Below are 21198 nucleotides of genomic sequence, written 5' to 3' on the forward strand. Positions count from 1 at the left end.
TGGCCGGCCCGGGCGGGCCGACCCGGGCAGGTGTGCGATGAGCGACGCCGAACCGACCGAGGCCTCGATCCCGGAGTTGCCCGTGCCACCGGTGGCGGCGGAGCTGTTCGGGTCGCGACTTCCCGCCGCGGAGACCTACACGAGGCTGCTCGCCACCGTCGGCGTCGAACGGGGGCTGATCGGCCCGCGGGAGACCGGGCGGCTCTGGGAACGTCACGTGCTCAACTGCGCGGTGCTGGCCGAGGCGGTGCCGGACGGCGCGGACGTCGTCGACGTGGGCAGCGGCGCCGGCCTGCCGGGAATCCCGCTCGCTCTCGCCCGCCCGGACGTGCGGGTCGTGCTGGTTGAACCGATGGAGCGACGCTGCCGGTTTCTCCAGGAGGTCGTGGTCGCCCTGGGACTGGAGGACCAGGTTTCCGTTCAGCGCGGCCGCGCGCCGGATGCCGGAATAGGCCCGGACGGTCGTAGATTCGGGGTGGCCGTCGCACGCGCGGTCGCCCCGCTGGAGCGGCTGGGCGCAATCCTCCTTCCGATGCTGCAACCGGGTGGTGTCATGCTGGCGATGCGCGGTTCGCGGATCCTGGAGGAGTTGCAGGACGCGCGCGGCAGTCTCGGGACCCAGGGATGGCATCCGGTGGACGTCGTGGAGTGCGGAGAGGGCAGGGTGGACGAACCCACCCGGGTGCTCCGCGCCGTGCGCGCCACCGGGCTCACCCGGGCCGAGAGCAGGAAAGGGCGCGGCGACGGTGAGCGGCACGATGGCAGACAGGTCAGACGAACGGCGCGGGAATCACGGCGATCACGGGAGGTCGGTCGTGACCAGCCGACACGTGGGCAGTCTCGTTCCACGTGAAACAGCGTTGGCGGGCCGGGACGGATCCGCCGGCGGGGGCTATCGGGGCTACGAGTCCGGCATTCCCCCGCTGGATCCACTCGACCGGTCGACCCCGATCGGAGCGGCGGCGGCAGCAGCAGTGGAAGCCCTGGCGGCAGAACGACGACAACCATTCCCCCGGCCCACCCGGCGACGCATCATCTCCGTCGCCAACCAGAAGGGCGGCGTGGGCAAGACGACGACCACGGTCAACCTGGCCGCGGCCCTGGCCTCGAACGGCGTCCGGGTTCTCGTGATCGACCTCGACCCGCAGGGAAACGCCTCGACAGCGCTCGGGATCGACCACCATTCCGGCGTCCCGTCGATCTACGATGTGCTCCTCGGTAACCGGCCGCTCGACGAGGTCGTCGTCGCCTCGGGCGAGGCGCCGGCGCTGTACTGCGCACCCGCGACGATCGACCTCGCCGGCGCGGAGATCGAGCTGGTGTCGCTCGTCGCCCGGGAGAACCGGCTGCGCCGGGCGATCGCGAGCATGCAGCGGGAGGTCGACTACGTCTTCATCGACTGTCCCCCGTCGCTCGGGCTGCTGACCGTCAACGCCCTCGTCGCCGCCCGGGAGCTGCTCATCCCGATCCAGTGCGAGTACTACGCGCTGGAGGGGGTGGGGATGTTGCTGCGCAATGTGGAGCTCGTCCAGGCGCATCTGAACCAGGAGCTGCGCCTGTCGACGATCCTGCTCACCATGTACGACTCGCGCACGAGGCTTGCCGATCAGGTGGTTCAGGAGGTCAAGGAGCACTTCGGCGAGCGGGTACTCGGGACGACGATCCCCCGCAACGTCCGCCTGGCCGAGGCGCCGAGCTACGGGCAGTCCGCGCTCACCTACGACCCGACCTCGCGTGGGTCGCTGTCCTATCTGGCCGCCGCGCGGGAGCTTGCCGAGCGTGGTTGGGAGCCGAACGGGGCGGCGCGGTGAGCGCCCGCCGCAGCGGGCTGGGGCGCGGCCTCGGCGCGCTGATCCCGGTCGCTCCGCCTCCCCCGGACGAGCGGGACGGACCGGGCTCCAGCGCGGGCGACTTCGCCGACTACGGCGACTACGCGGACCACGGCAGTGGTCGCCGCACCCGTCCGGCCGTGGTCGATGACGGGCCGCTTCCGGTTCACGGCGCGACCTTCCGGGAGATCCCCGTCGACGCGATCGTCCCCAACGCACGCCAGCCGCGGACGAACTTCGACGAGGACGCGCTGGAGGAACTCGCCGCGAGTCTGCGGGAGGTCGGCCTGCTGCAGCCGATCGTGGTCCGATCGCTGGGGACCGACCGGTACGAGCTGGTGATGGGCGAGCGTCGCTGGCGGGCCTGCCAGCTCGCCGAGCTGGACCGCGTTCCCGCGATCGTCCGGGAGACCGCCGACGAGGCGATGCTGCGCGACGCCCTGCTGGAGAACCTGCACCGCCAACAGCTCAACCCGCTGGAGGAGGCGGCCGCCTACGAGCAGCTCCTGCGGGACTTCGGGGCGACCCACGAGGAACTCGCCGGGCGCCTCGGCCGGTCCCGCTCGCACGTCACCAACACCATCCGCCTACTCGGACTGTCGCCCGCCGTGCAGCGCCGGGTGGCTGCCGGGGTGCTCTCGGCCGGGCATGCCCGGGCGCTGCTCTCCCTGCGCGATCCGCAGGCGCAGGATCGCCTGGCGACCCGCATCGTGGCCGAGGGGCTGTCCGTGCGGGCGGTCGAGGAGATCGTCGCGCTGGACGAGGAGGTGCCGCGCACCCGGGCGCCGCGCGGGCCGCGGGCCGCCTCGCCGGTCCTGGCCCGCTTCGCGGACCAGCTCTCGGACCAGTTCGAGACGCGGGTGAAGGTGGACATGGGTCGCAACAAGGGCCGGATCACCGTCGAGTTCGCCTCGATCGAGGACCTCGAACGGATCGTCGCGGTGATGTCCCCCGCGACGGCGCACGGCGGCGCGGGAGCGGTCGACGGCCTCGGTGTCGTCGCCGCGGGCAGCGACGAGGTGGCGTAGACCCGGCGGCAGATCGGTTGGCTTCGTCCCGCTGGCAGCAACGCCGGCGGGGCGGAAGTTCGAGGAACAGCCGCTTCGCCGGGGCCCCGCACCTGCGGCGAGCCGAGTCCTCCGCGTGACTGTCGCGGAGGCCGGCGGATCTACGCGGGGTTGCCGGCCTGTCCGACCTTGCGCAGGACGCCCTCCGGGGTCATCGAACCGAGCAGGCGCTCGATCGCGACCTCGACGTCCTCCCGCCAGCTGACCGCGTTCTTCACCTCCAGCCGCAGCCGGGGCCAGCGGTGGTGCGGCCGCACGGTCTTGAAGCCGACGGCGAGCAGGTAGTCGGCGGGCACCACGCAGCGGGCGTCCGAGTCCTGGTTGTCGCCGAAGGCCTCCACCGCCCGGAAGCCCCGCCGCAGGATCTCCTTGGTGACGGCCTGGGTGAGGATTCTTCCCAGGCCCTGACCGCGGAAGTCCTCCACGATCATCGCGGTCATCAGCAGGACCGCGTCCGGCGACACCGGGCTGGTGGGGAAGGCGATCGAGCGGGGGACGTAGGCCGGGGGCGCGAACATGACGAATCCGGCCGGCACGTCGTCGACGTAGGCGATCTTGCCGCAGCTGCCCCACTCGAGCAGTGCCGTGGAGACCCAGGACTCCTTCTCGAGGTCGGTGGCACCGGCCTCCTCCGCCCTGCTGCGCGCGACCGGATCGAGCTCCCAGAACACGCATCGGCGGCATGGCAGCGGCAGGTCGTCGATGTTGTCCAGGGTGATGTTCGCGATGCTACGGCTCATCGAGCGGGCACTCCCGTGGTCGGCCTTCCGGCCGCCACCCAACGTGGTCAGTGGGACGTCGGCCTTGTGGATTCAGCCTAGGCCGACCCGCCCGCATCCACGCCCGACCCACCGGACCCGTTTCACGTGAAACCTCTCTCCTCCCTCCATCGGCTGACGGATCGAGAGCTGGGGTGGCCGAGGCGAGAGACGGGCGAGACCGGGGCGGGAGACGGGTGAAACCGGGGCGAGGGACGGGCGAAACCGGGGCGGGAGGCGGCCGGGACGGCGTGGATCAGATCAGGTGCGGCCGGCGACGCGCGGGACGTGCAGCTGGCCGGTGGGCGCGTCCATCTCCGGGGGGAGGAACAGGCGCTGGGTCGCGGCGAGGACCGCCTCGGCGACCGCGGCGCGGAACTCCGTCGAGCCCAGCGCCCGGGCGTCATGGTGGTTGGTCAGGTAGCCGAGGTCCAGGCGCACCGCAGGCATCCTGGTGCGGCGCAGCAGATCCCAGACCTTCGGGTGCGTGCGACAGTCCTGCATGTCGGTGCGTGAGACGATCTCGCGCTGGACGAGCTGCGCGAAGCGCTCACCCATGGCCGACGAGCCGCGCGCGTTGCCGTAGTAGTACGCCGACACTCCCTGGGCATGCTGCGACGAGCTGCCGTCCGCGTGCAGGGAGATCAGAATGTCCGCTTCCATCGCGTTCGCCCGGGCGGCGCGTTCCGCCTCGGTGGGCGACTCCTCCGGGCCGTGGATGAGCTGGGACTCCAGGCCCGAGTCGATCAGTCGGTCGGACAGCCGGGCGGCGAGGTCGGCCATCAGGTCCCGCTCGCACAGGCCGTTGCTCACGATTCCGGGGTCGTCGCCGCCGTGTCCCGGGTCGAGCGCCACGACGACGCCGAGCAGCGACGTGCCGCGGGCGAGGATCCGGACGGACTCGCGCAGCACATCTGGTCGTCCACCGGTCACCGTGCGGCGCAGCCGCTTGAGCTCGCGCAGCGTCCGCGGGCCGCAGCGGCCGTCGGGTTCCAGGCCCCGGTTGCGCTGGAAATCGCGGACCGCGCTCTCGGTGCGGGGGCCGAAGATGCCGTCCGTCCGGCCGACGTCGAAGCCCATGTTGAACAGGCGCTCCTGCAGCGCGGCCACGTCGTCGCCGACGAAGGGATGCGTGGCGCTGAGGTACAGCAGCCGATCCCCGAGGTTGTGCCGGGCCTCCTCCAGCGCCCGCGCCGTGTCGGGGCCGAGTATCCCGTCGACGGACAGCCCCCGGCTCTGCTGGAAGGCACGCAGCGCGAGGTCGAGGTCGCGGTCGAAGCGATCCGGCGTCTGCTCCTCGGCGCTCGGGCCGGCGGGGGAATCGCCCGGCTCCCCGCCCTGGCGGGGCGTGGCGGGCAGGAAACCGAGATACGTCAGGGTCGCCCGAACCTCGGCGACGGCGGAACCCTGGTCTCCCAGCCGCAGCAGCTTCACGAAGACGAACCTCTCAGCCTGGCCACCCTTGTGCGTCCCCGGCGGTGGCCGGGGAGCCGGGGCTGCCGCATCGACGAACTCACTCCCGACTGACGATTGCTGGATCTCAAGCCTAGGGCATGCCCTTGTGGCCCCGACCGGCCCCGAACGGGAACCTCCGGCATTGACCGTTCGGCGGCCGCCTGCCCGTCCCGCGGCGATACGCGGGACCGTGGTGCGCCAACGCCGACGGCCCGCCGGCGTGATGCGCGGCGGGCCGTCGGTGGATCCGTGGAGTGACCTCGGCACGAGGCGCCTGGGCCAGGTCCGGGTGTGGGTCAGATGTACTCGGAGAGGTCACGCAGCAGGGCGGCCTTCGGCTTCGCGCCGACGATGCTCTTGTCGACCTCACCCTTGACGAAGACCGCCATGGTCGGGATCGACATGATCTGGTAGTTGCGCGCCGTCTGCGGGTTCTCGTCGATGTTCAGCTTGACGATCCGCAGCTTGTCGCCGTGCTCCTTGGCGATCTCCTCGAGGACCGGGCCGACCATCTTGCACGGCCCGCACCACTCGGCCCAGAAGTCCACCAGTACCGGGCCCTCGCTCTTGAGGACCTCGGCGTCGAAGGTGCTGTCGGTGACGGAGGTGGTACTGGCTGCCATTGTTGATCTCCCTGTTGGAGGTGGTGGTGGATGGTCGTCTGGTCGGGTGGAGCCGGTGCGGTCCGCCGCCCGGTCAGACCGGCTGGGACTCAGGCCGGCGGACTCAGGCCGGCTGGGACTGCGGCTGCGGGGCGCGCGGGGCCTCGGTGACCACGCTCGCGTCGGTGGGCGTCTGCGCGGCGGCGATGTACCGCTCCGCGTCGAGGGCGGCGGAACATCCGGTGCCGGCCGCCGTGATCGCCTGCCGGTAGGTGTGGTCGACCACGTCACCGCAGGCGAACACGCCGTCCAGGTTCGTCCGCGTGGTGGGGTGGTCGACCCGGACGTAGCCGGCATCGTCCAGGTCGAGCTGGTCGCGGACCAGTTCCGTGCGTGGAAGGTGACCGATGGCGACGAACAGGCCGGTGACCGGGAGGTCCTCCGTCTCGCCGGTGACCGTGTCCCGCAGCCGGGCACCCTCGAGCTTGTCGGTGCCGAGCAGCTCCGCGACCTCGGCGTTCCACCGGAAGCGGATCTTGTCGTTGGAGAACGCCCGCTCCTGCATGATGGCGCTCGCCCGCAGCGTGTCCCGCCGGTGGATCAGCGTCACGGACCGGGCGAAGCGGGTCAGGAAGGTCGCCTCCTCCATCGCCGAGTCCCCGCCGCCGACGACGGCGATGTCCTGGTCGCGGAAGAAGAAACCATCACAGGTCGCACACGCGGACACGCCGCGCCCGAGCAGCCGGTCCTCGTTCGCCACGCCGAGCTTGCGGTACGCGGAGCCGGTGGCGACGATGACGGTGCGCGCCAGATACGTCTGGTCCTCGACCTTGATGACCTTCGGGTTCGCGGCCAGGTCGAGCTCGGTGACGTCCTCGGGTACCAGCTCGGCGCCGAAGCGCTCCGCCTGCTTGCGCAGGCTCTCCATCAGCTCGGGGCCCTGGATGCCCTCGGGGAAGCCGGGGAAGTTCTCCACCTCGGTGGTGTTCATCAGCGCGCCACCGGCCGTCACGGCGCCCTCGAAGACAAGCGGACGCAGGTTGGCCCGGGCCGTGTAGATCGCGGCCGTGTACCCTGCCGGCCCTGACCCGACGATGACGACGTCGCGAACGTCGCCCTCCGGCGACTGGCCGCCGTGGCCGCTGGTGTCCTGGACCTGCTGCTGGGCTGTCACACCCGCTCCTCTCCCTGCGCGATCCCCGTCAGCCGGGGTTGGGTGTCCCGCCGTGGCCGATTTGGCCGTGGTCGCTCCCGCGAGATCCCGTGCTGGCTCTGTCGGCGAAGACCGTGTCTGGGAGCGACAACGGACTACGGTGCCGTCTGATTCCATCCTGTGCGCTCAGGTGCCACGCAACCGCGGGCAGCCGTGACCGTCGCCACGCTATCCGCGCAGAGCGCTCACGCTGTAGATCGGCGCCGCGTACGCGCTGGTCATCCCACACTGCGGATCGACGACGAGCAGCCTGGCGGTGGACGGCTGCATCGGAATGGACAGCACGATCAGGAGGGCCGGCCGCCCGTCGTAGCGGACCCGGTCGATGGCGAGGATCGCACCGCCCGTCTGGGCCAGCAGGCTCTGGTAGCAGGTGCGCAGCTCCGGGGTGTCGAGCAGCATGCGCAGCCGTATCGCGACGGCCGCCAGGGCCGCGGAGCGAAGCGAGGCCGCGCTCGCCACGGCCGCCCCGGGCGCCTGCGCGGACCCGCCCGGCGCTGCGCCGGTGCCGGCCTGTCCGGCGGCCGCCGAGGGAGCAGCGGGGTCGGCGGAGGAACGCGGCACCGTGGCCGCCACGGCCGACGCGTAGGACAGCTCCAGCGGCAGCGCCAGGGAGCCCGCGATCCCACCGGTCAGTAGCCGGCGGCTGTGCGGGATGAGGTCGGGGGCGGCGATGCTGTCGCGGGAGTCCGCCAGCATCGTCGTCTCCTCGGGGGAGACCGGCTCGGCCGCGGCGGCGACCGCCGCGTCGACGGGAACGTGGCCCGGGACCGCGTTCGACGCCGTGGCCGCGCCGCCGCCCCGCATGCTGTAGAAGGTGAGCACGGCCGCGCCGAAGGTGACGAAGGCGATGCACACCGCCGCGATCGACACCCAGTCCGCTCGGGACGCCGTCTGTTGGGGTCCGCCGGGACGCCTGGTCCGCCTCGGACCGCCCGGTCGTGCCGGTACTCGCCCGGAGCCCGGCCGCGAGGAGCACTGCGCGTGGCGGCGCCCGGCGCCCGGCCTGAATGGTCTCTCTTCGCTGGGGAAAGGGCCGTTCCCGGCACCTGGCGTGCCGTCTGGGCCGCCCTCGATGCCGCAGCGGGTGCCGTCGTCGTCCCCCTCTTCCGCCGGCGCGGCGTGGCCGCCAGCCCATGGCGAGGTGGACGCGGACCGCGACGTAGGCGCCGGCAGCCGCGCCGAGGTGGCGTCCGGAGAAAGGGACGCCTGCCGCCGGGCACCGTCCTGTGCCGCGATGCCGTCCTGTGTCTCCGCATCCCCATCCGGCGAGGAGGCGCCCCCGCCCTTGCAGGCTGCGGGATGCGAGGGCATCCGGGTGGCGAGCGCCGCCTGGATCCGCTCGGCGACGTCGCCGGGCATCGTCATGGCCGCCAGCCGGGACAGGTCGGCGCGGACGCGGCGCAACGCGGCGACCGAGTCGCGGCAGGCCGGGCAGCCCTCGATGTGCTCGCGGGTCGACCGGGTGACCTGCTCGCCACCGGCGACGGCATCGAGCAGCTCCACGGTGGGATGCCGGTCGTGACCGCGGCCGCGTCGCCCGAGCGACGGCCCGGAACGTGGACCGGTCGGCCCGGTGGCCTCACCCCTGCCCTTCGGCTCGGTTACCACAGCTGATCACCTCCTCCGGCAGCCGAGAACGCCTCTGCGGTCATCCACAGGGTGCCCGCGATCGACGGGTGGGCGCGGGCGCCGGTCGGGCGCCGCGTGAGAGCCCTCCGCGTCGTGGTGTCCCTCTTCTGAGACGGTGGGCGGGCCGCAGTGGTTCCCGTGCCAACGTCGGGACCGTCGTCCGGGCGCCCGGGACTGGCCCTTCGATCAGCCGACGGAATCATGACGAACAGCGCCAAAGGGATACCTGGCCGCTCCCGCGCCGACGTCGGGCGGCGGACGGTCACGAGGCGAGGGCCTGTCCGTCAGGACTTGAAGGTGATCTCCGCGACGGTTCCGCGGAACGACCCGCCGTCCTGCGGCAGCGAGGTCAGCCACAGCACCCAGTACTGGGCAGGGGCCAGGTCGGAGGGCATGGCTACGGGCACTGGCCCGTTCACGCCGCTCTTCTGCACCACGATCCGGTAGCCGTCGATCGTGTCAGAGCGGGTGGTGGAGCCGCGCAGCTCAAAGGACGTCTTGCCGCTGCCAGGCAGCTGGACGGTCACCGAGGAGGGACTGATCGGGTGCCCGAAGTCGAGCAGTAGGCCGACGCCTGGCTTGAGCCGGCCCAGATCCGCCGACGCGTATGTCTGGGTCTTCCAGACCGTGGACGGCTTGCCGTCGGTGGCGTTCGCGGCCTCATCGTCGTTCTCCGAGCCATCGCCGCCGGTCGCCGGGGGATCGAAGGCGGTGACGGACGCCGGCGTCAGCGTCGCACCCATGCTGTTCACCTGATTGGTGGCCGACGAGCTGGGAGAGGCACCGCCGCCATTCTTCTTGCCGTCACCCTTCAGCGTGATGAGCGCGACCACGGCGACCACGACGACGACCACGACGAGGGCGATCCAGGGCAGCATCCGGCTGAGCGACGGGCCCGACGAGGCATGACCACGGCCAGGACCGGACGGGCGGCGGTCCGCCGGCGGGTAGCTGCCGCGGCCGTCGTCGTAGCTGCCGCGGGTGTCGTAGCCGCCGCGTCCGTAGCCGGGTCCGCCGCCGCGCGGGCCGCTCGACCGGTCGACCCGGGTGTCGTCGTAGCGGGAGTCGGGGCCCGGGTAGCCGGCGGTGTCCGCGTAGCGGCCCTGCTGCGGGTAGTCCGGGGCGCCGAGGTAGTCGGCGGAGTCGAAGCCGTCGACGGACGTCTCCTCGGCGCCGGCGGAGCTGTCGCCGAGGCTCATCAGGCCGGTGTCGAGCACGGCGTCGACCGGGCTGATCGACTCCAGCTCCTCGACGAGCTCCGCCGCCGTGGTGATGGGCGCGCCGGCGCGGTCATCGCCGAGAGCCGCCATGGTGATCGCGTCGAGGTCGCGGGGGACGCTGGAGCTGACCTGGCGCGGGGTGCGCAGACGGCCGCCCGAGCGCGGGGCTGTGGGCAGGCCGCGGTCCCCGCCGAGCGGCCAGTGGCCGGTGAGCCCCGCGTACAACAGCCCGCCGAGGGCCCGCAGATCAGCCGCGGCCTCGTCGCCCGCACCGCCCGCCGCGCCGGTGACCCGGGTGGCCTCGGGGTCGCCGCCCGCGCCGCCATCGAACTCGTGCGCGGCGGAGCCCGCGCGCTCGAGCTCGGCGAGCACGCCGCCGATCTCCAGGTCGATGACCTTGACCGTGCCGTGGCTGGAGACGATCACGTCGCCGGGGTTGAGGTCGCCGTGGTGGATGCCGCGCTCGTGGGCGGCGGCGATGACCCGGGCGGCGGCGAGCACCACGGCGCCGGCCTGCTCCGGGCGCAGCGCGCCCTGCGCGGTGAGCTGGCGCAGGGTCTTGCCGTCGACCCACTCGGAGACGACGTAGGAGATCCGGCGGGAGCCGGTGGTCGTCGTCGTGGCGTCGTAGGTGGACGCGGCGCCGGGATGCACCAGGCGGCCCGAGTTGATGGCGGCGGCGAGCAGCCGACGGGCGGCCTGCTCATGATCCGAACCGGCGCCGTCGGGCTCCGGGCCGCCCGCGGCGAGCTGGTCGTGCTCGACGATGCGGACCGCGACCGGCCGGGCGAGCACGTTGTCGTCGCCGCGCCACAGCGTCACCGGGCCACGAGCGGTGAGCGTGGACAGCAGCCGGTAGCGGCGGTCGAGCACGGTTTCGGCGAGCACCGCGGTGCCGGCTGGCGTGGCGGAGCCCCGGGCGCCGGGAACGTCAAGCGTCACACCATTATCGACGTCCTCGGCCTGCGGTCGGTTGCTTCCGTCGACCACAGCGCCTCCGTCGTCCACGGGCCCGACGTGGAGGATCCGGCGTCGGGCTTTCCCACCTCACCCGGGCAGGGTTCCGCCCAGCGTGCCGCTGCCGTGGGCGGATACCCCGCATTCCGTCGCCGCCCGAAACCGGCCGCGACGGTGAACGACGCCGACCAGCGGGAACGCTGCGCCTGGTTCACCGGCGACGTTGGGCGGGGCCCGCGCACAGCGTGTCCAGTGTACGAGCAGCGCCGGAGGATCTCGCGAATGTCTTGGGACAACCCGCCTTTGTGTACCGGCTGTGACCATCTTCGTGAGTTCGTGCCGGGCGGGCTCGGCATGGTGGTGCGGGCGTGGTGGTGCGGGCGCTGCGCCACGGGCGTGCTGAGCTCAGGTCCACGGTGAGGTCCTCGCGCCAGCCGGAACGAGCCTGGCGACCACCGGCTGTGGATCATCAGATGCTGATCATCGGCGTCGGCCGTCGCGTCCGGTGCCGTCGTCGGGCCTCGGCCGGCGTGGCTGGTCGGGCCGCGGGCGTGGCCGCGCCTGGGGGGAACCGTCGCCGCGCTCGGGGCGCTCGCCGCGACGGGGACGTTCGACCCGTTCGGTCCCGGTCCCCCGCTCGCCCTGCCGTGGGCGCGCACGCCCGCCGCCGCGGCCTGCCTGGCGCGCGCCGGTCGCACGATCCGCGCGGCCCCGGACCGCGGGGCGCTCACCCGTCGGACGCGCACCCGCGCCGGCGCCGCCGCGCGCGCCGGCGCCGGCCGGGCGGGGCGATCCCGCCTTGTTCCCGCGGCCGCGTCCCCGGCCGAACCGGCTGCTGACGGCCGTCAGCAGGGCACTGACCTCGTGGATGTTCATCCGAACGGCCACCGTGAGGAACAGCGCGCCGCCCAGCGCGGAGGCGAGGACGACCGCGATCCCCGATGTGAACCAGCCGGTGCCGGCCACCGCACGGATTCCGCGGGCGGTCAGGGAGGCCACCACGGCGCCGAATCCGGCGGCGATCGCGACCTGGGTGATGACCCGGGCCGTGCGGTTGCCGTCGACGCCGCCGAGCCGGCGGCGCAGCAGGATCGTCGCGGTCACGAAGCCGATCAGGTACGCGGCGGCGAAGGCCAGCGCGAGGGCGGGCGCCCGGTGCTTCTCGGGCACCAGCGCCGTCAGCACCAGCGCACCGAGCACGTTCACCGCGACGACACCCATGTTCACCAACGCCGGCGTGCGGCTGTCCTGGTAGGCGTAGAACGCCCGCAGCTGCACCTGGAACAGGGAGAACGGCACCAGGGCGAGCGCGAAGGCGCTGAGTGTGTCGCCGATGTCGAGCGCGTCGTGATAGTTGACCGCGCCGTGGTGGAACACCGCTACCGCGATCGGCCGGCCCAGCGCGAGGATGAACAGCGCCGCCGGGACGATCGCCGTGACGGCCACCCGGGTCGCCGTGGAGATGTCCGCCCGCACCAGGTCCGCGCGCCCCTGGGCGGCATGTCCGCTCATCCGCGGCAGCAGGGCCGTGATCACCGAAACGCCGATGATCGCGTAGGGGAGCTGGAAGATCTGGTAGCCGTAGGTGTAGATCGTGTAGGCGGTGGACGCCGTCGACAGGTTGACGATCACCAGGTAGCCGGCCTGGCTGACGATCACGAACAGCAGCGTCCAGCCGGCCAGCCGGGCCGCCGAGCGCAGCTCTGGATGACGCAGGTCGAGGCGCGGCCGATAGCGGAACCCGACCCGGCGCAGGGCGGGCAGCAGCGCCACCGTCATCGCGACCACGCCCAGTGTCGTCCCGCCCGCGAGCACCGTGATCTGGGTGTCGGTGATCGACTTCTGGCCCTCCACGCCGGGTGGACGGGGGCCGGACACGACGTAGATGAAGGCGACGCAGGTCGCGATGACCAGCAGGTTGTTCAGGATCGGCGCGAACATCGGGGCGGCGAACGACTGTCTGACGTTGAGGATCGCGCCGACCGTCGCGCCCACCCCGTAGAAGACGATCTGCGGCAGGAACCAGCGCAGCATGTCGGTCGCCAGCCGCTGCTCGGCGGGCCCGGCGTCCAGGTAGGCGTTGGTGATCCACGGCGCCGCCACCATGCCGATCGCCGTCGCCACCCCGAGCCCGAGGATCATCAGGGTGAGCAGGGACGAGGCGAACCTGTCACCGCCGTCCGGGTCCTCCTTCGCCGCGCGCACCATCACCGGCACGACGACGCTGGTCAGGATTCCGCCGAGCAGCAGGTCGTAGAGGATGTTCGGAGTGGTGTTGGCGACGTTGTAGGCGTCACCGACGGCGCCGGTGCCGATCGCGGCGGCGATGGCGACCGTGCGCAGGAAGCCGGACGCGCGGGAGGCGATCGTGCCGATCGCCATGATGCCGCTGGCCTGGCCGAGACTCGGGCCGGCCTTCCCCTTCGCCTTCCCGCGCTGGGTGGTCGCGGCCGTCGGCGGCGCGGCGGTGGGCTTGCCGATCGCCGTGGTCGCGGGTGCGTCAACGGGCCGCGCTGCCCCGCGCCGCGGGTCGCGGTCGCGCCGGCCAGGGCTCTCCTGGCGGCGGGGACTCGGGGTGCGCGCCCGCTCGCCGCGCCCCTGCCTGGCCTCGCGCCGCTGCCGTGCCCCGTAGCCCTCCCGGTCCTCCCCGTCGCTCCGGCTGGCGCCGCCGTCTCGGACGCCGCGGCCCTCCCGGGCGTCCGGGACGTCGCGGACGTACGGGTCGAGTGGATCGACCGGGTCGACGGCCGGAGGATCGGGCCAGCCGGTGGACTGCGCGGCGCGTGGGGCGACGGCGTCATCCTCCCGTCGGCGCGGATCGTCGTGCGGGGGAGCGTCCTGGGCGATGTCCGCCGGGATGCGCCGGACGTTGCTGCGGGGCAGCGCGACCGTCGGCCGGGACTCGCCGAGCGACGGCCGGCGCCGGTCGGCGGGCAGGCGGCGAGTCTGGTCGCCCCGCTCCGTGCGCGCCCGCCGCTCCTCGCGGTAGCCGTGATCCGGACCATCGGCGCCGGCGCCGGCGCCGTCGGCGGGGGTAGGCGGTGGTGCGGGATCCCGCAGCCAGCTCGGGCCGGTCTGCGAGCCCATCGCACGCGGCGGCTCGGGCGGCGTGGGTAGCCGGGTGGTGCGTCCGTCGGAGGCGGGCGCCGCGGGTGCCCCGCCGTGGCTGGCGAAGCCGCCCTCGCGCTCGGACGGCGGCGGGACGCTGGGTGGAGGCGGCGGGGTACGCGGAGCGGCCGGCAGCTTCTGTGTCGCCCCGGCGGCGTCGCTGTGCGGCGGCGGGGGATACGACAGGTCGCTCCGCGCCCCCGGTGGGGGATATTGCGAGTCGCTGTGCGGGCTGGGCCACGGCTCGCCGCCGGTCGGGGGTGATGCGTAGGGGTCGGGTCGGCCCCGCCCGGACAGGCGCGCGGCCGGGTAGGCGGGGAGCCGGACACCCTCCGGTGACGCGGCGTCCGGCGATCGGTGCCGTGAGTGTCGCCCGCCCGGCTCCGAGTGACCGTCGTCAGGCTGGCGGCCGCCCGGATACCGGTCGTCGGCGAGCCTGTCCGGCTGATATCGGTCCCCCGGATACCGATCGTCCGGATACCGGCCGTCCCGCAGGTGGTCGTCGTATCCCGGGTGAAGGCGTTCGGCGGGGTGCTGACCGTCGGGGTACCAGTCGGCGGTGCCGTGGGGCTCGCCGCCGCCCGGGCCGGACCACTCCTGGTCCGGATACGCCCGGCCGGCATCCGGCCAGCTTCCGTCGGCGGGGGCGTCGCGGTGGGTGGGTGGGTGGTCGGGCTGCGCCGGCCAGCGTGCCGCGCGCCGGTCGTCGACGTCCCGCTCGCCGGCGGCGTACTCCCAGGACTCGGCGGGCGGGTCCGCCTGGCGGGGACCGCGGGGATCGGCGCCGTAGCCGCCCCGCGGGCCGGTGGCGCGATGGCGGGAGCGGCCGGATCCCGCGCGACGGTCGCCGCCGTCGCCGGGGGTCACGGACCGCTCCGCCGGCGGCGGGTCAACGGTCCGGCCGGATCGTCGCGGCCTGCCGGGCCGGGACCGTCAGGCTCGGGGCCGTCTTCCGCGTGCGCCGAGCGGCCGCCGCGGAAGGTCGGGCTGCCATGCTCCTGCTCCCACCCGCCGACCGGCTCCCGACCGGCGGCTGGCGCGGCCCGCCGACCGGACTGACCCCAGGAACCCGGGTTGGCGAGCGGATCCGGGCCGACGGGCGAGTCCGGGCCGACTCGGCGACCGGCGCCACTCTGGTGGATCGGGTCCGCGTCGCCGGGGGATCCGGACCGCTGGCCGGCGCCGCCGGACCAGCGGGCGCTGGCGGACGGGCCGAGCCCGACGCCGGCGGGCGCCGGGGAGCGCCAGCGCGACGGCGACTCCGCGCCGGTGTGGTCCGCGCCGGTGTGGACCACACCGTCGGGGGCCGGCATCGCCTCGGCGCCGGACCCGCCCGGCTGGGCCGCGTCCGCCGCTGCGTCGTCCTCGGGGCCCATGCCGGTGGCGGCGTCCGGCCCGGCGGTGGAGCCGTTGTCCGGCTGGCGCCGCGTGCCCGCCCGTAGGCGCCGGGCGAGGCGCAGCACGACGGCCAGCCCCAGCAGGCTGACCGCGACGATGGTGATGCCCGTGGCAATGGCGCCGTAGACCGTGGAGCGGACGAGGACGAGTTTCGGCGGATCGGTGGACAGGGGCTGGCCATCGAGGTTCAGCCGGCGGATCTCCAGCGGGAATGTGCCCGGCTTCTCGGCATCCACCTCGATCTCTATCTGCGCCTTCTGTCCGGGCTGGAGCATGCGGGTCTCCCGGGCCGCGGACCTCAGCCGCGAGCGGTTGGTCGAGGAGAAGTCGAGCACGACCGTCACCGTGTACTGGGTGTCGTTCTCGAGGGTGATCGGCACCCGCCCGTGTCGGCTGGTCAGCTTGACGCTGCGGGACGCGACGACCCGGATGCCGTTGCGGATCCCGGACACGTCTCCGTCCACCTGATGGCTGAGTGACACACCATCGACCATGCGGTCTCCCCGCCACCAGACGGACGTCGCTGTGACGAGGGCGTTGGTCATCGGCTTGACCTTCTGCTGCCGGCAGTCGTCGTTGGAGGGCCCCGGCGGGCAGAGCACGGGCCCGAGTGCCTGGGCCTCCTCCTGGACGTTCGCTACCGCGTCGAGGTAGGAGGCGGGCAGCTCGCGGGCGCGCGCGTCGGCCGGGTAGACGAGGCCGCCGCGCGGCGCGCTGGCCTGGCCGGCGGCGGTGAGGTCGGCGAGCGGGACCGACACCGAGTAGTCGCTGTCGACCGCGGCCAGGACCCGCTGCGCCCAGTCGCCCGACGGTGCCCAGTTCCGCGGCAGTGCGAGGACCTGCGGGCGTGCCTGGCCCCGCTCCGCGGTGATCATGCCGAGCTCCGCCTGGAAGCGGGCCAGCAGCGCGCCGGCGCCCGGGCTGCCCGCGCCGCTGGTGGGGGCTGTCGCCAGGTCGGCGAGGCGGTGGTCGGTGGCGAGGGCGCGGATCGGGCCGGCGGACGTCGCGAGGTCCACGGCGGCCGACGGTGTGTAGGGGATGCCGTTGGACGCGGGGAGCAGGCGGTCGTCGAGCAGCACGGTCCCGACCTTCAGTTGGCGCAGCACGTCCACGGTGGTGGTGTCGGCCAGTCCGTCGGCGGGATAGGAGACGGTGCCTGACAGCCTGGGGGCGCGGTTCAGCAGCTCGGCCAGCACGACCTCGCCAGTGTTGACGGCGTACTTCACCGTGTCCAGTTTCTGCGCGTGGACGAGCGCGGTCACGTCCGCGTCACCGTACGGCAGTGGGATGATCGTGCCGCCCGCGCCGGCGAAGTCCACCAGACCGGACAGGAAGGCGACCGCGTTCGGGTCCGCGGGTGCCGGCACCTTCCCACCGGGGCTCGCGTACTCGTAGGGCTTCCTCATCACCCAGAGCGCCTGCACCAGCGTCGGATCGACGGCGAGGGTGAGGGTGGTCGACGACGGCCTGGCGGCGGCGAGCAGCAGGCCGAGGCGGCCGTCCGGCTTCACCTCGTCGGCCAGCGTGTTGTCGGTGAGAAGGCCGTCCGAGCGCAGGCGGGGCTGGTCGGCGAGCGGCAGCACGACGGCCACCGGGGTGCGCCGGGCCTGACCGGAGGAGCGCACGACGAAGGTGTAGGCCGCGCCGATCGGCGCGGCGGCGCGGCCCGCCACGGAACCGCTGACCCGGACCCGCAGCGGGTACACGCCGACACCCGCGGCGGCAGGGCCGCCGAGATCACCGGTGAGCTCGAAGGGGAGCGGCGCGGCGCCGAAGCTGGGCGCGGTGGTCAGCGGCTGGGCGCGCACGCCGCCGGTGAGCGAGAGTGGGCGGTAGGTCAGCGCCCGCGCGGCGGCCGTGTTGGTCGCGAAGGTCGCGAGCCGTTCGCGAGAGGTGATGGGAGCGTCGCCGACCTCCAGGCTGAGCTGCAGACCGGTCAACGGCCCGGCCACCGTGGCGGACAGCGTCCCCCGCACCGAGATGGTGGACGAGCCGGCGGTCGGCGGGTTCACCTCGGCGAGCGTGACCGTGACGGGGTTGCCGGAACCGGTGGATGAACCAGCCGTTCCGGTCGAAGTAGATGGTGAATTGCCCGATTCGCCTGTGGATGAACTTGTGGATGACCGTGGTGATCCTGTGGATGAATCGTGCCGCGCCACCGGCTCTACGACCCGTCCGACGGGCGCCGCGGTGGCCGCCGGACCGCCGGCCACCGTCGCCATCAGCCCGACCAGCATGGTCAGGGCGATCACGGCGCGCCGGCCCGCCCGCGCCGCGCGCGGGGGCCGCGGGGCCGCCGTCATGCGGTCGCGGCCAGCACGATCGGCACCTCGTCGAGCAACCGCCGCTCGTCGACATAGGCGAGGCGGTCCGCAACCTCCGCCAGCGGCACCCAGGCCACGGCGTCCACCTCGATGTCGTCGTCCGAAAGGGTGCCGGCGCGACGCAGGAGCAGGAAATGGTGCACCGTCTTGTGGATGCGTGCCCCCCCGGCGACGAACCAGAAGTCGATGGTGCCCAGCCGGCCGAGTATCCGCCCGGTCAGCCCGGTCTCCTCCGTGACCTCGCGCACGGCGGCCTGCGCCGCGGTCTCCCCCTCCTCGACGTGGCCCTTCGGCAGCGACCACAGCAGCCGGCCGTGCCGGTCCCGGCGGCCGATCAGCGCGGCCGAGGCGTCCGCGGAGCGATGGTCGAGGATGAGGCCGCCCGCCGACGTCTCCTCGACCCTGCGCAGCCGCGCGCGGCCGCTGGGAGGGGTCGGCGAAGGCATGGGTTGATCGTACGAGCACGGCGCCCGCGGCCCGGGCCGAGTGCCCGGAACCTCCCGGTTGCGGTGCTTCCGGCGGTGGATAACCGGGCTGCCGGAGAGCACATGCCCTGCCTGTCCACAGGAGGTGTTCGTGGCCCGGATCACCGCGCCGAACCCCGTAACCTGAAGGTGTGTCAGTGATCAGTCTGGACAACCCGCGCGACTCGGCCGAACGGGTGGTGAGTGAACTGCTCAGGGTGCCGCCGGCCGCCGACGATCTCGGCCGTGTCTTCGCCGAGCACGGCCATCGGCTGCACCTCGTCGGGGGCTCGGTGCGCGACTCCCTGCTCGGCCGGGCCGCGCCCGGTCCCGCCGCGGACCTCGACTTCGCCACGGATGCCCGGCCCGAGCGCGTCCTGGAGATCACCAGGGGATGGGCGGAGGCCACCTGGGAGGCCGGCATCGCGTTCGGCACCGTGGGGCTCGCACGCCGCGGCCTGCGGTTCGAGATCACCACCTACCGCAGCGAGGCGTATGACCGGCGTTCCCGCAACCCTGCGGTCACCTACGGCGAGAGTCTCGAGGCGGACCTGTCCCGCCGCGACTTCACCGTGAACGCGATGGCGGTGTCGGTCCCCGGCCACGACTTCGTCGACCTGTTCGGCGGCATGGCCGACCTCGCGCGGGGCGTGCTGCGCACGCCGGCCTCCCCCGAGGCGTCCTTCGACGACGATCCGCTGCGGATCCTGCGTGCCGCCCGGTTCGAGGCGACCCTCGGCCTGGTCCCGGTGCCGGAGCTGGTCGCGGCGATGCGTTCGCGCGCCGACCGGCTCGCCATCGTCTCCCCCGAGCGCGTCCGGGACGAGCTGCGCAAACTCATGCTCGCGCCCGAGCCGGCGGCCGGCCTGGAGCGGCTCGTCGAGATCGGTGTCGCCGAGATCGTCCTGCCCGAGGTGGCGGCGATGCGGATGGAGATCGACGAGCACCACCAGCACAAGGACGTGTACGCGCACACGATGACCGTGCTGCGCCAGGCGATCGCGCTCGAGGAGCCGGGCGCGCCGGACGAGGTGCTGCGCTGGGCCGCGCTGCTACACGACATCGGCAAGCCGCGCACCCGCCGGCACATCCCCGGCGGCCGGGTGTCCTTCCACCACCACGAGGTCGTCGGCCGGGACATGACGCGGCGCCGGCTGGCCGCGCTGCACTTCCCCAAGGACGTCACCGACGCCATCTGCCAGCTGGTCTTCCTGCACCTGCGCTTCCACGGCTACGGCAGCGGCGAGTGGACCGACGCCGCCGTGCGCCGCTACGTGCACGACGCCGGTCCGCAGCTGTCCCGGCTGCACAAGCTTGTCCGCTCCGACTGCACGACCCGCAACAAGCGCAAGGCCGCCATGCTGGCCCGGACCTACGACTCGCTTGAGGAACGGATCGCCGACCTCGCCGCCAGCGAGGAGATCGCGTCGATCCGGCCGGAGCTGTCCGGGGACGACATCATGGCGCTGCTCGGCCTGAGCCCGTCCCGACTGGTGGGTCAGGCCCGCGCGCACATGCTCGAGTTCCGGTTCGAGTGCGGGCTCGTCGGGCGCGAGGCCGCCGAGGCGGAGCTGATGCGCTGGGCCCGGGAACACGAGGTGCCGATTCCGGGCGAGTGAGACGCGGCCGGCGGCCGGGCCCGCTCAGATCCGGGCCGGCTCAGGCCAGCGGGCCCGGCCGTCCGGTCGGGCCTGCCGGGATGGCGGGCCCGACCGGACCGGCTGCCGGCCCGATGGGCGCGGGCGCCGGCCCGGCGGGGTCAGCCGGAGTGGGACTCGCACCGACGCCAGCCGGGTCGTTGACGCGGCCGGGGCCGTCGGTGGTGGGTCGGATCGCCGGGGCCATCCGGTCCTCGGGATGGCGCCGCGCGGCACGGTAGTAGAGGAGCCCCGCGAGCGCGTAGCCCGCGCCGGCGACCACGACCACCGTGGCCGAGCGGCCGTCGTCCGGCAGGATCACCGCGGCGACCGCGGCGGCGGCCACGAAGGCGACGTTGAACAGCAGGTCGTAGAGCGAGAAGGCGCGGCCGCGGTAGGCGTCGTCGGTCTGCTCCTGGACGATCGTGTCCACGCAGATCTTGCTGGCCTGGGCGGAGAACCCGATCAGTGCCCCGGCGACGACCAGCAGGATGGCGGAGAACGGCAGCCCGAACACGACCTCGACGACGCCGCCGAAGACCAGCACCAGCGCCAGCCAGGTCGGCTTCGACATCCGCCGCGTGGCCCGCGGGGTCACCACCGCGGCGCTGATGGTGCCGATGCCGCTGGCCGCCACCACCGCCGCGAGACCCGACAGACCGCCGGTGCGTCCGGTGAAGTGGTTGCGGTACAGCAGCACGGTCATCACGAGGACCAGCCCGTAGGCGGCGCGCGAGGTCGTCAGCGCGGTGAGGGCGCGCCGCGCCGGCCCATGGCCGGCGAGGTAGCGGGCGCCGTCCACCATGTCCGCGACGACCTGCGAGGTCTGCTGCCAGACACCCTGCCAGGGCACCGTGACGAGCGGGCCGAAGTCCGCCCGGCCCGAACGGGCGGCGGTCGCGGCCGCGAGCCCGTAGGCGAGGGCGGCCAGGCCCGCGACCAGCGCGACCGCCGAGTCGTCGCCGCCGGCGAGGCCCCGCACTCCGCTGCCGAGACCGGCGCCGAGCAGCGTCGCGACCGTGCCGGAGGTCACCGACAGCGCGTTCGCGGACACCAGCCGATCGACGTCCACGACCATCGGCAGCCCGGCGGACAGCGCCGACAGGACGAAGCGGTTCACGCTCACGGAGGCGAGGGACACCGCGTAGAAGTCGACGCCGGTCCGGCCGGCGGCGATGAGCACGACGAGGATCGCCATCAGCGCCATCCGAACCAGTGAGCAGATCATCAGGATGCGTTGGCGGGACGCCCGGTCGAGCACGATGCCGGCGAACGGGCCGATCACGCTGAAGGGCAGCACGACGACGGCGAGGGAGGCGGCCAACGCCCCCGCGGACGTGGCGCGTTCCGGGGAGAACAGCACGTAGCTGACCAGGCTCGCCTGGAAGACGCCGTCGGCGGCCTGGGAGGTGAGCCGCGCCGCGTACAGCCGCCGGAACCCGCGGCCGCCCAGCAGCTCACGGAGGTTCGCCGAGCCTGGATTCGCCGACCGTGCCACGCCTGTCAGCCTAGGGCTCGACGATCGGATCCCGGG

General features: G+C 73.6%; 14 protein-coding genes. 4 read left to right on the forward strand and 10 right to left on the reverse strand.

The annotated features are described in order from the left end of the window. Positions 1 to 37 precede the first annotated feature (37 nt). From rsmG to C1A33_RS29630, 3 genes are all read left to right on the forward strand, one after another. Complete coding sequence (rsmG, locus tag C1A33_RS29620; protein WP_101835327.1) at positions 38 to 853, forward strand: 16S rRNA (guanine(527)-N(7))-methyltransferase RsmG; 816 nt, start codon at positions 38 to 40, stop codon at positions 851 to 853. A 208-nt stretch (positions 854 to 1061) separates the two neighbouring features. Next, a complete protein-coding gene (locus C1A33_RS29625) occupies positions 1062 to 1811 on the forward strand; it encodes a ParA family protein (protein WP_480014852.1) in 750 nt (249 codons plus the stop codon). Next, a complete protein-coding gene (locus C1A33_RS29630) occupies positions 1808 to 2857 on the forward strand; it encodes a ParB/RepB/Spo0J family partition protein (RefSeq protein ID WP_101835382.1) in 1050 nt (349 codons plus the stop codon). The genes C1A33_RS29625 and C1A33_RS29630 overlap by 4 nt, the downstream gene beginning before the upstream one ends. 140 nt (positions 2858 to 2997) lie before the next feature. Here C1A33_RS29630 and C1A33_RS29635 read toward each other — a convergent pair whose 3' ends face one another. From C1A33_RS29635 to C1A33_RS29675, 9 genes are all read right to left on the reverse strand, one after another. Beyond that, positions 2998 to 3636 (reverse strand): GNAT family N-acetyltransferase, encoded by a 639-nt coding sequence (locus tag C1A33_RS29635; RefSeq protein WP_101835331.1) that lies wholly within the window; start codon positions 3634 to 3636, stop codon positions 2998 to 3000. A gap of 279 nt (positions 3637 to 3915) precedes the next feature. After that, complete coding sequence (locus C1A33_RS29640) at positions 3916 to 5088, reverse strand: N-acetylmuramoyl-L-alanine amidase (protein WP_101835333.1); 1173 nt, start codon at positions 5086 to 5088, stop codon at positions 3916 to 3918. Positions 5089 to 5405: 317 nt separating this feature from the next. Beyond that, the gene (gene trxA, locus C1A33_RS29645) at positions 5406 to 5732 is read right to left on the reverse strand and encodes a thioredoxin (protein WP_101835346.1); all 327 of its coding nucleotides are present in this window, start codon (positions 5730 to 5732) and stop codon (positions 5406 to 5408) included. Positions 5733 to 5835: 103 nt separating this feature from the next. Continuing rightward, positions 5836 to 6885, reverse strand: coding sequence for a thioredoxin-disulfide reductase (gene trxB / locus C1A33_RS29650; protein ID WP_101835348.1), 1050 nt, complete (start codon positions 6883 to 6885; stop codon positions 5836 to 5838). Positions 6886 to 7092: 207 nt separating this feature from the next. Next, positions 7093 to 8535 carry an anti-sigma factor family protein gene (locus C1A33_RS29655; protein ID WP_243408064.1) on the reverse strand — a complete coding sequence of 481 codons (1443 nt, stop codon included), beginning with the start codon at positions 8533 to 8535 and terminating at the stop codon, positions 7093 to 7095. 305 nt (positions 8536 to 8840) lie between these two features. Beyond that, entirely contained in the window at positions 8841 to 10766 is a 1926-nt protein-coding gene (locus C1A33_RS29660) for a protein kinase family protein (protein ID WP_101835350.1), read from the reverse strand. Between the two features lie 447 nt (positions 10767 to 11213). Beyond that, the gene (gene murJ, locus C1A33_RS29665; protein WP_243408065.1) at positions 11214 to 14708 is read right to left on the reverse strand and encodes a murein biosynthesis integral membrane protein MurJ; all 3495 of its coding nucleotides are present in this window, start codon (positions 14706 to 14708) and stop codon (positions 11214 to 11216) included. Then, on the reverse strand, positions 14705 to 17542 hold the full coding sequence (locus C1A33_RS29670; protein ID WP_243408066.1) for a DUF6049 family protein: 2838 nt from the start codon (positions 17540 to 17542) through the stop codon (positions 14705 to 14707). The genes murJ and C1A33_RS29670 overlap by 4 nt, the downstream gene beginning before the upstream one ends. Continuing rightward, a complete protein-coding gene (locus tag C1A33_RS29675) occupies positions 17539 to 18009 on the reverse strand; it encodes an NUDIX hydrolase (protein ID WP_101835354.1) in 471 nt (156 codons plus the stop codon). Before C1A33_RS29675 ends, C1A33_RS29670 begins: the two co-directional genes overlap by 4 nt. Before the next feature lie 176 nt (positions 18010 to 18185). Between C1A33_RS29675 and C1A33_RS29680 the strand changes: the two genes are divergently transcribed. Then, positions 18186 to 19646 (forward strand): CCA tRNA nucleotidyltransferase, encoded by a 1461-nt coding sequence (locus C1A33_RS29680; protein WP_101835356.1) that lies wholly within the window; start codon positions 18186 to 18188, stop codon positions 19644 to 19646. Positions 19647 to 19686: 40 nt separating this feature from the next. Here the strand turns inward: C1A33_RS29680 and C1A33_RS29685 are convergent, their stop codons facing one another. Further along, positions 19687 to 21162: an MFS transporter gene (locus tag C1A33_RS29685; RefSeq protein ID WP_101835358.1), complete on the reverse strand. Its 1476-nt coding sequence runs from the start codon at positions 21160 to 21162 to the stop codon at positions 19687 to 19689. Between the last annotated feature and the right edge of the window lie 36 nt (positions 21163 to 21198).

The sequence above is a fragment of the Frankia canadensis genome, from assembly GCF_900197875.1.
Classification (GTDB): Bacteria; Actinomycetota; Actinomycetes; order Frankiales; family Frankiaceae; genus Frankia; species Frankia canadensis.

Bases quoted from the DNA above. Each gene is read 5' to 3' on its own strand.
- rsmG (WP_101835327.1), top strand. From the start codon at position 38: ATGAGCGACGCCGAACCGACCGAGGCCTCGATCCCGGAGTTGCCCGTG.
- C1A33_RS29635 (WP_101835331.1), bottom strand. From the start codon at position 3,636: ATGAGCCGTAGCATCGCGAACATCACCCTGGACAACATCGACGACCTG.
- trxA (WP_101835346.1), bottom strand. From the start codon at position 5,732: ATGGCAGCCAGTACCACCTCCGTCACCGACAGCACCTTCGACGCCGAG.
- C1A33_RS29670 (WP_243408066.1), bottom strand. From the start codon at position 17,542: ATGACGGCGGCCCCGCGGCCCCCGCGCGCGGCGCGGGCGGGCCGGCGC.
- C1A33_RS29675 (WP_101835354.1), bottom strand. From the start codon at position 18,009: ATGCCTTCGCCGACCCCTCCCAGCGGCCGCGCGCGGCTGCGCAGGGTC.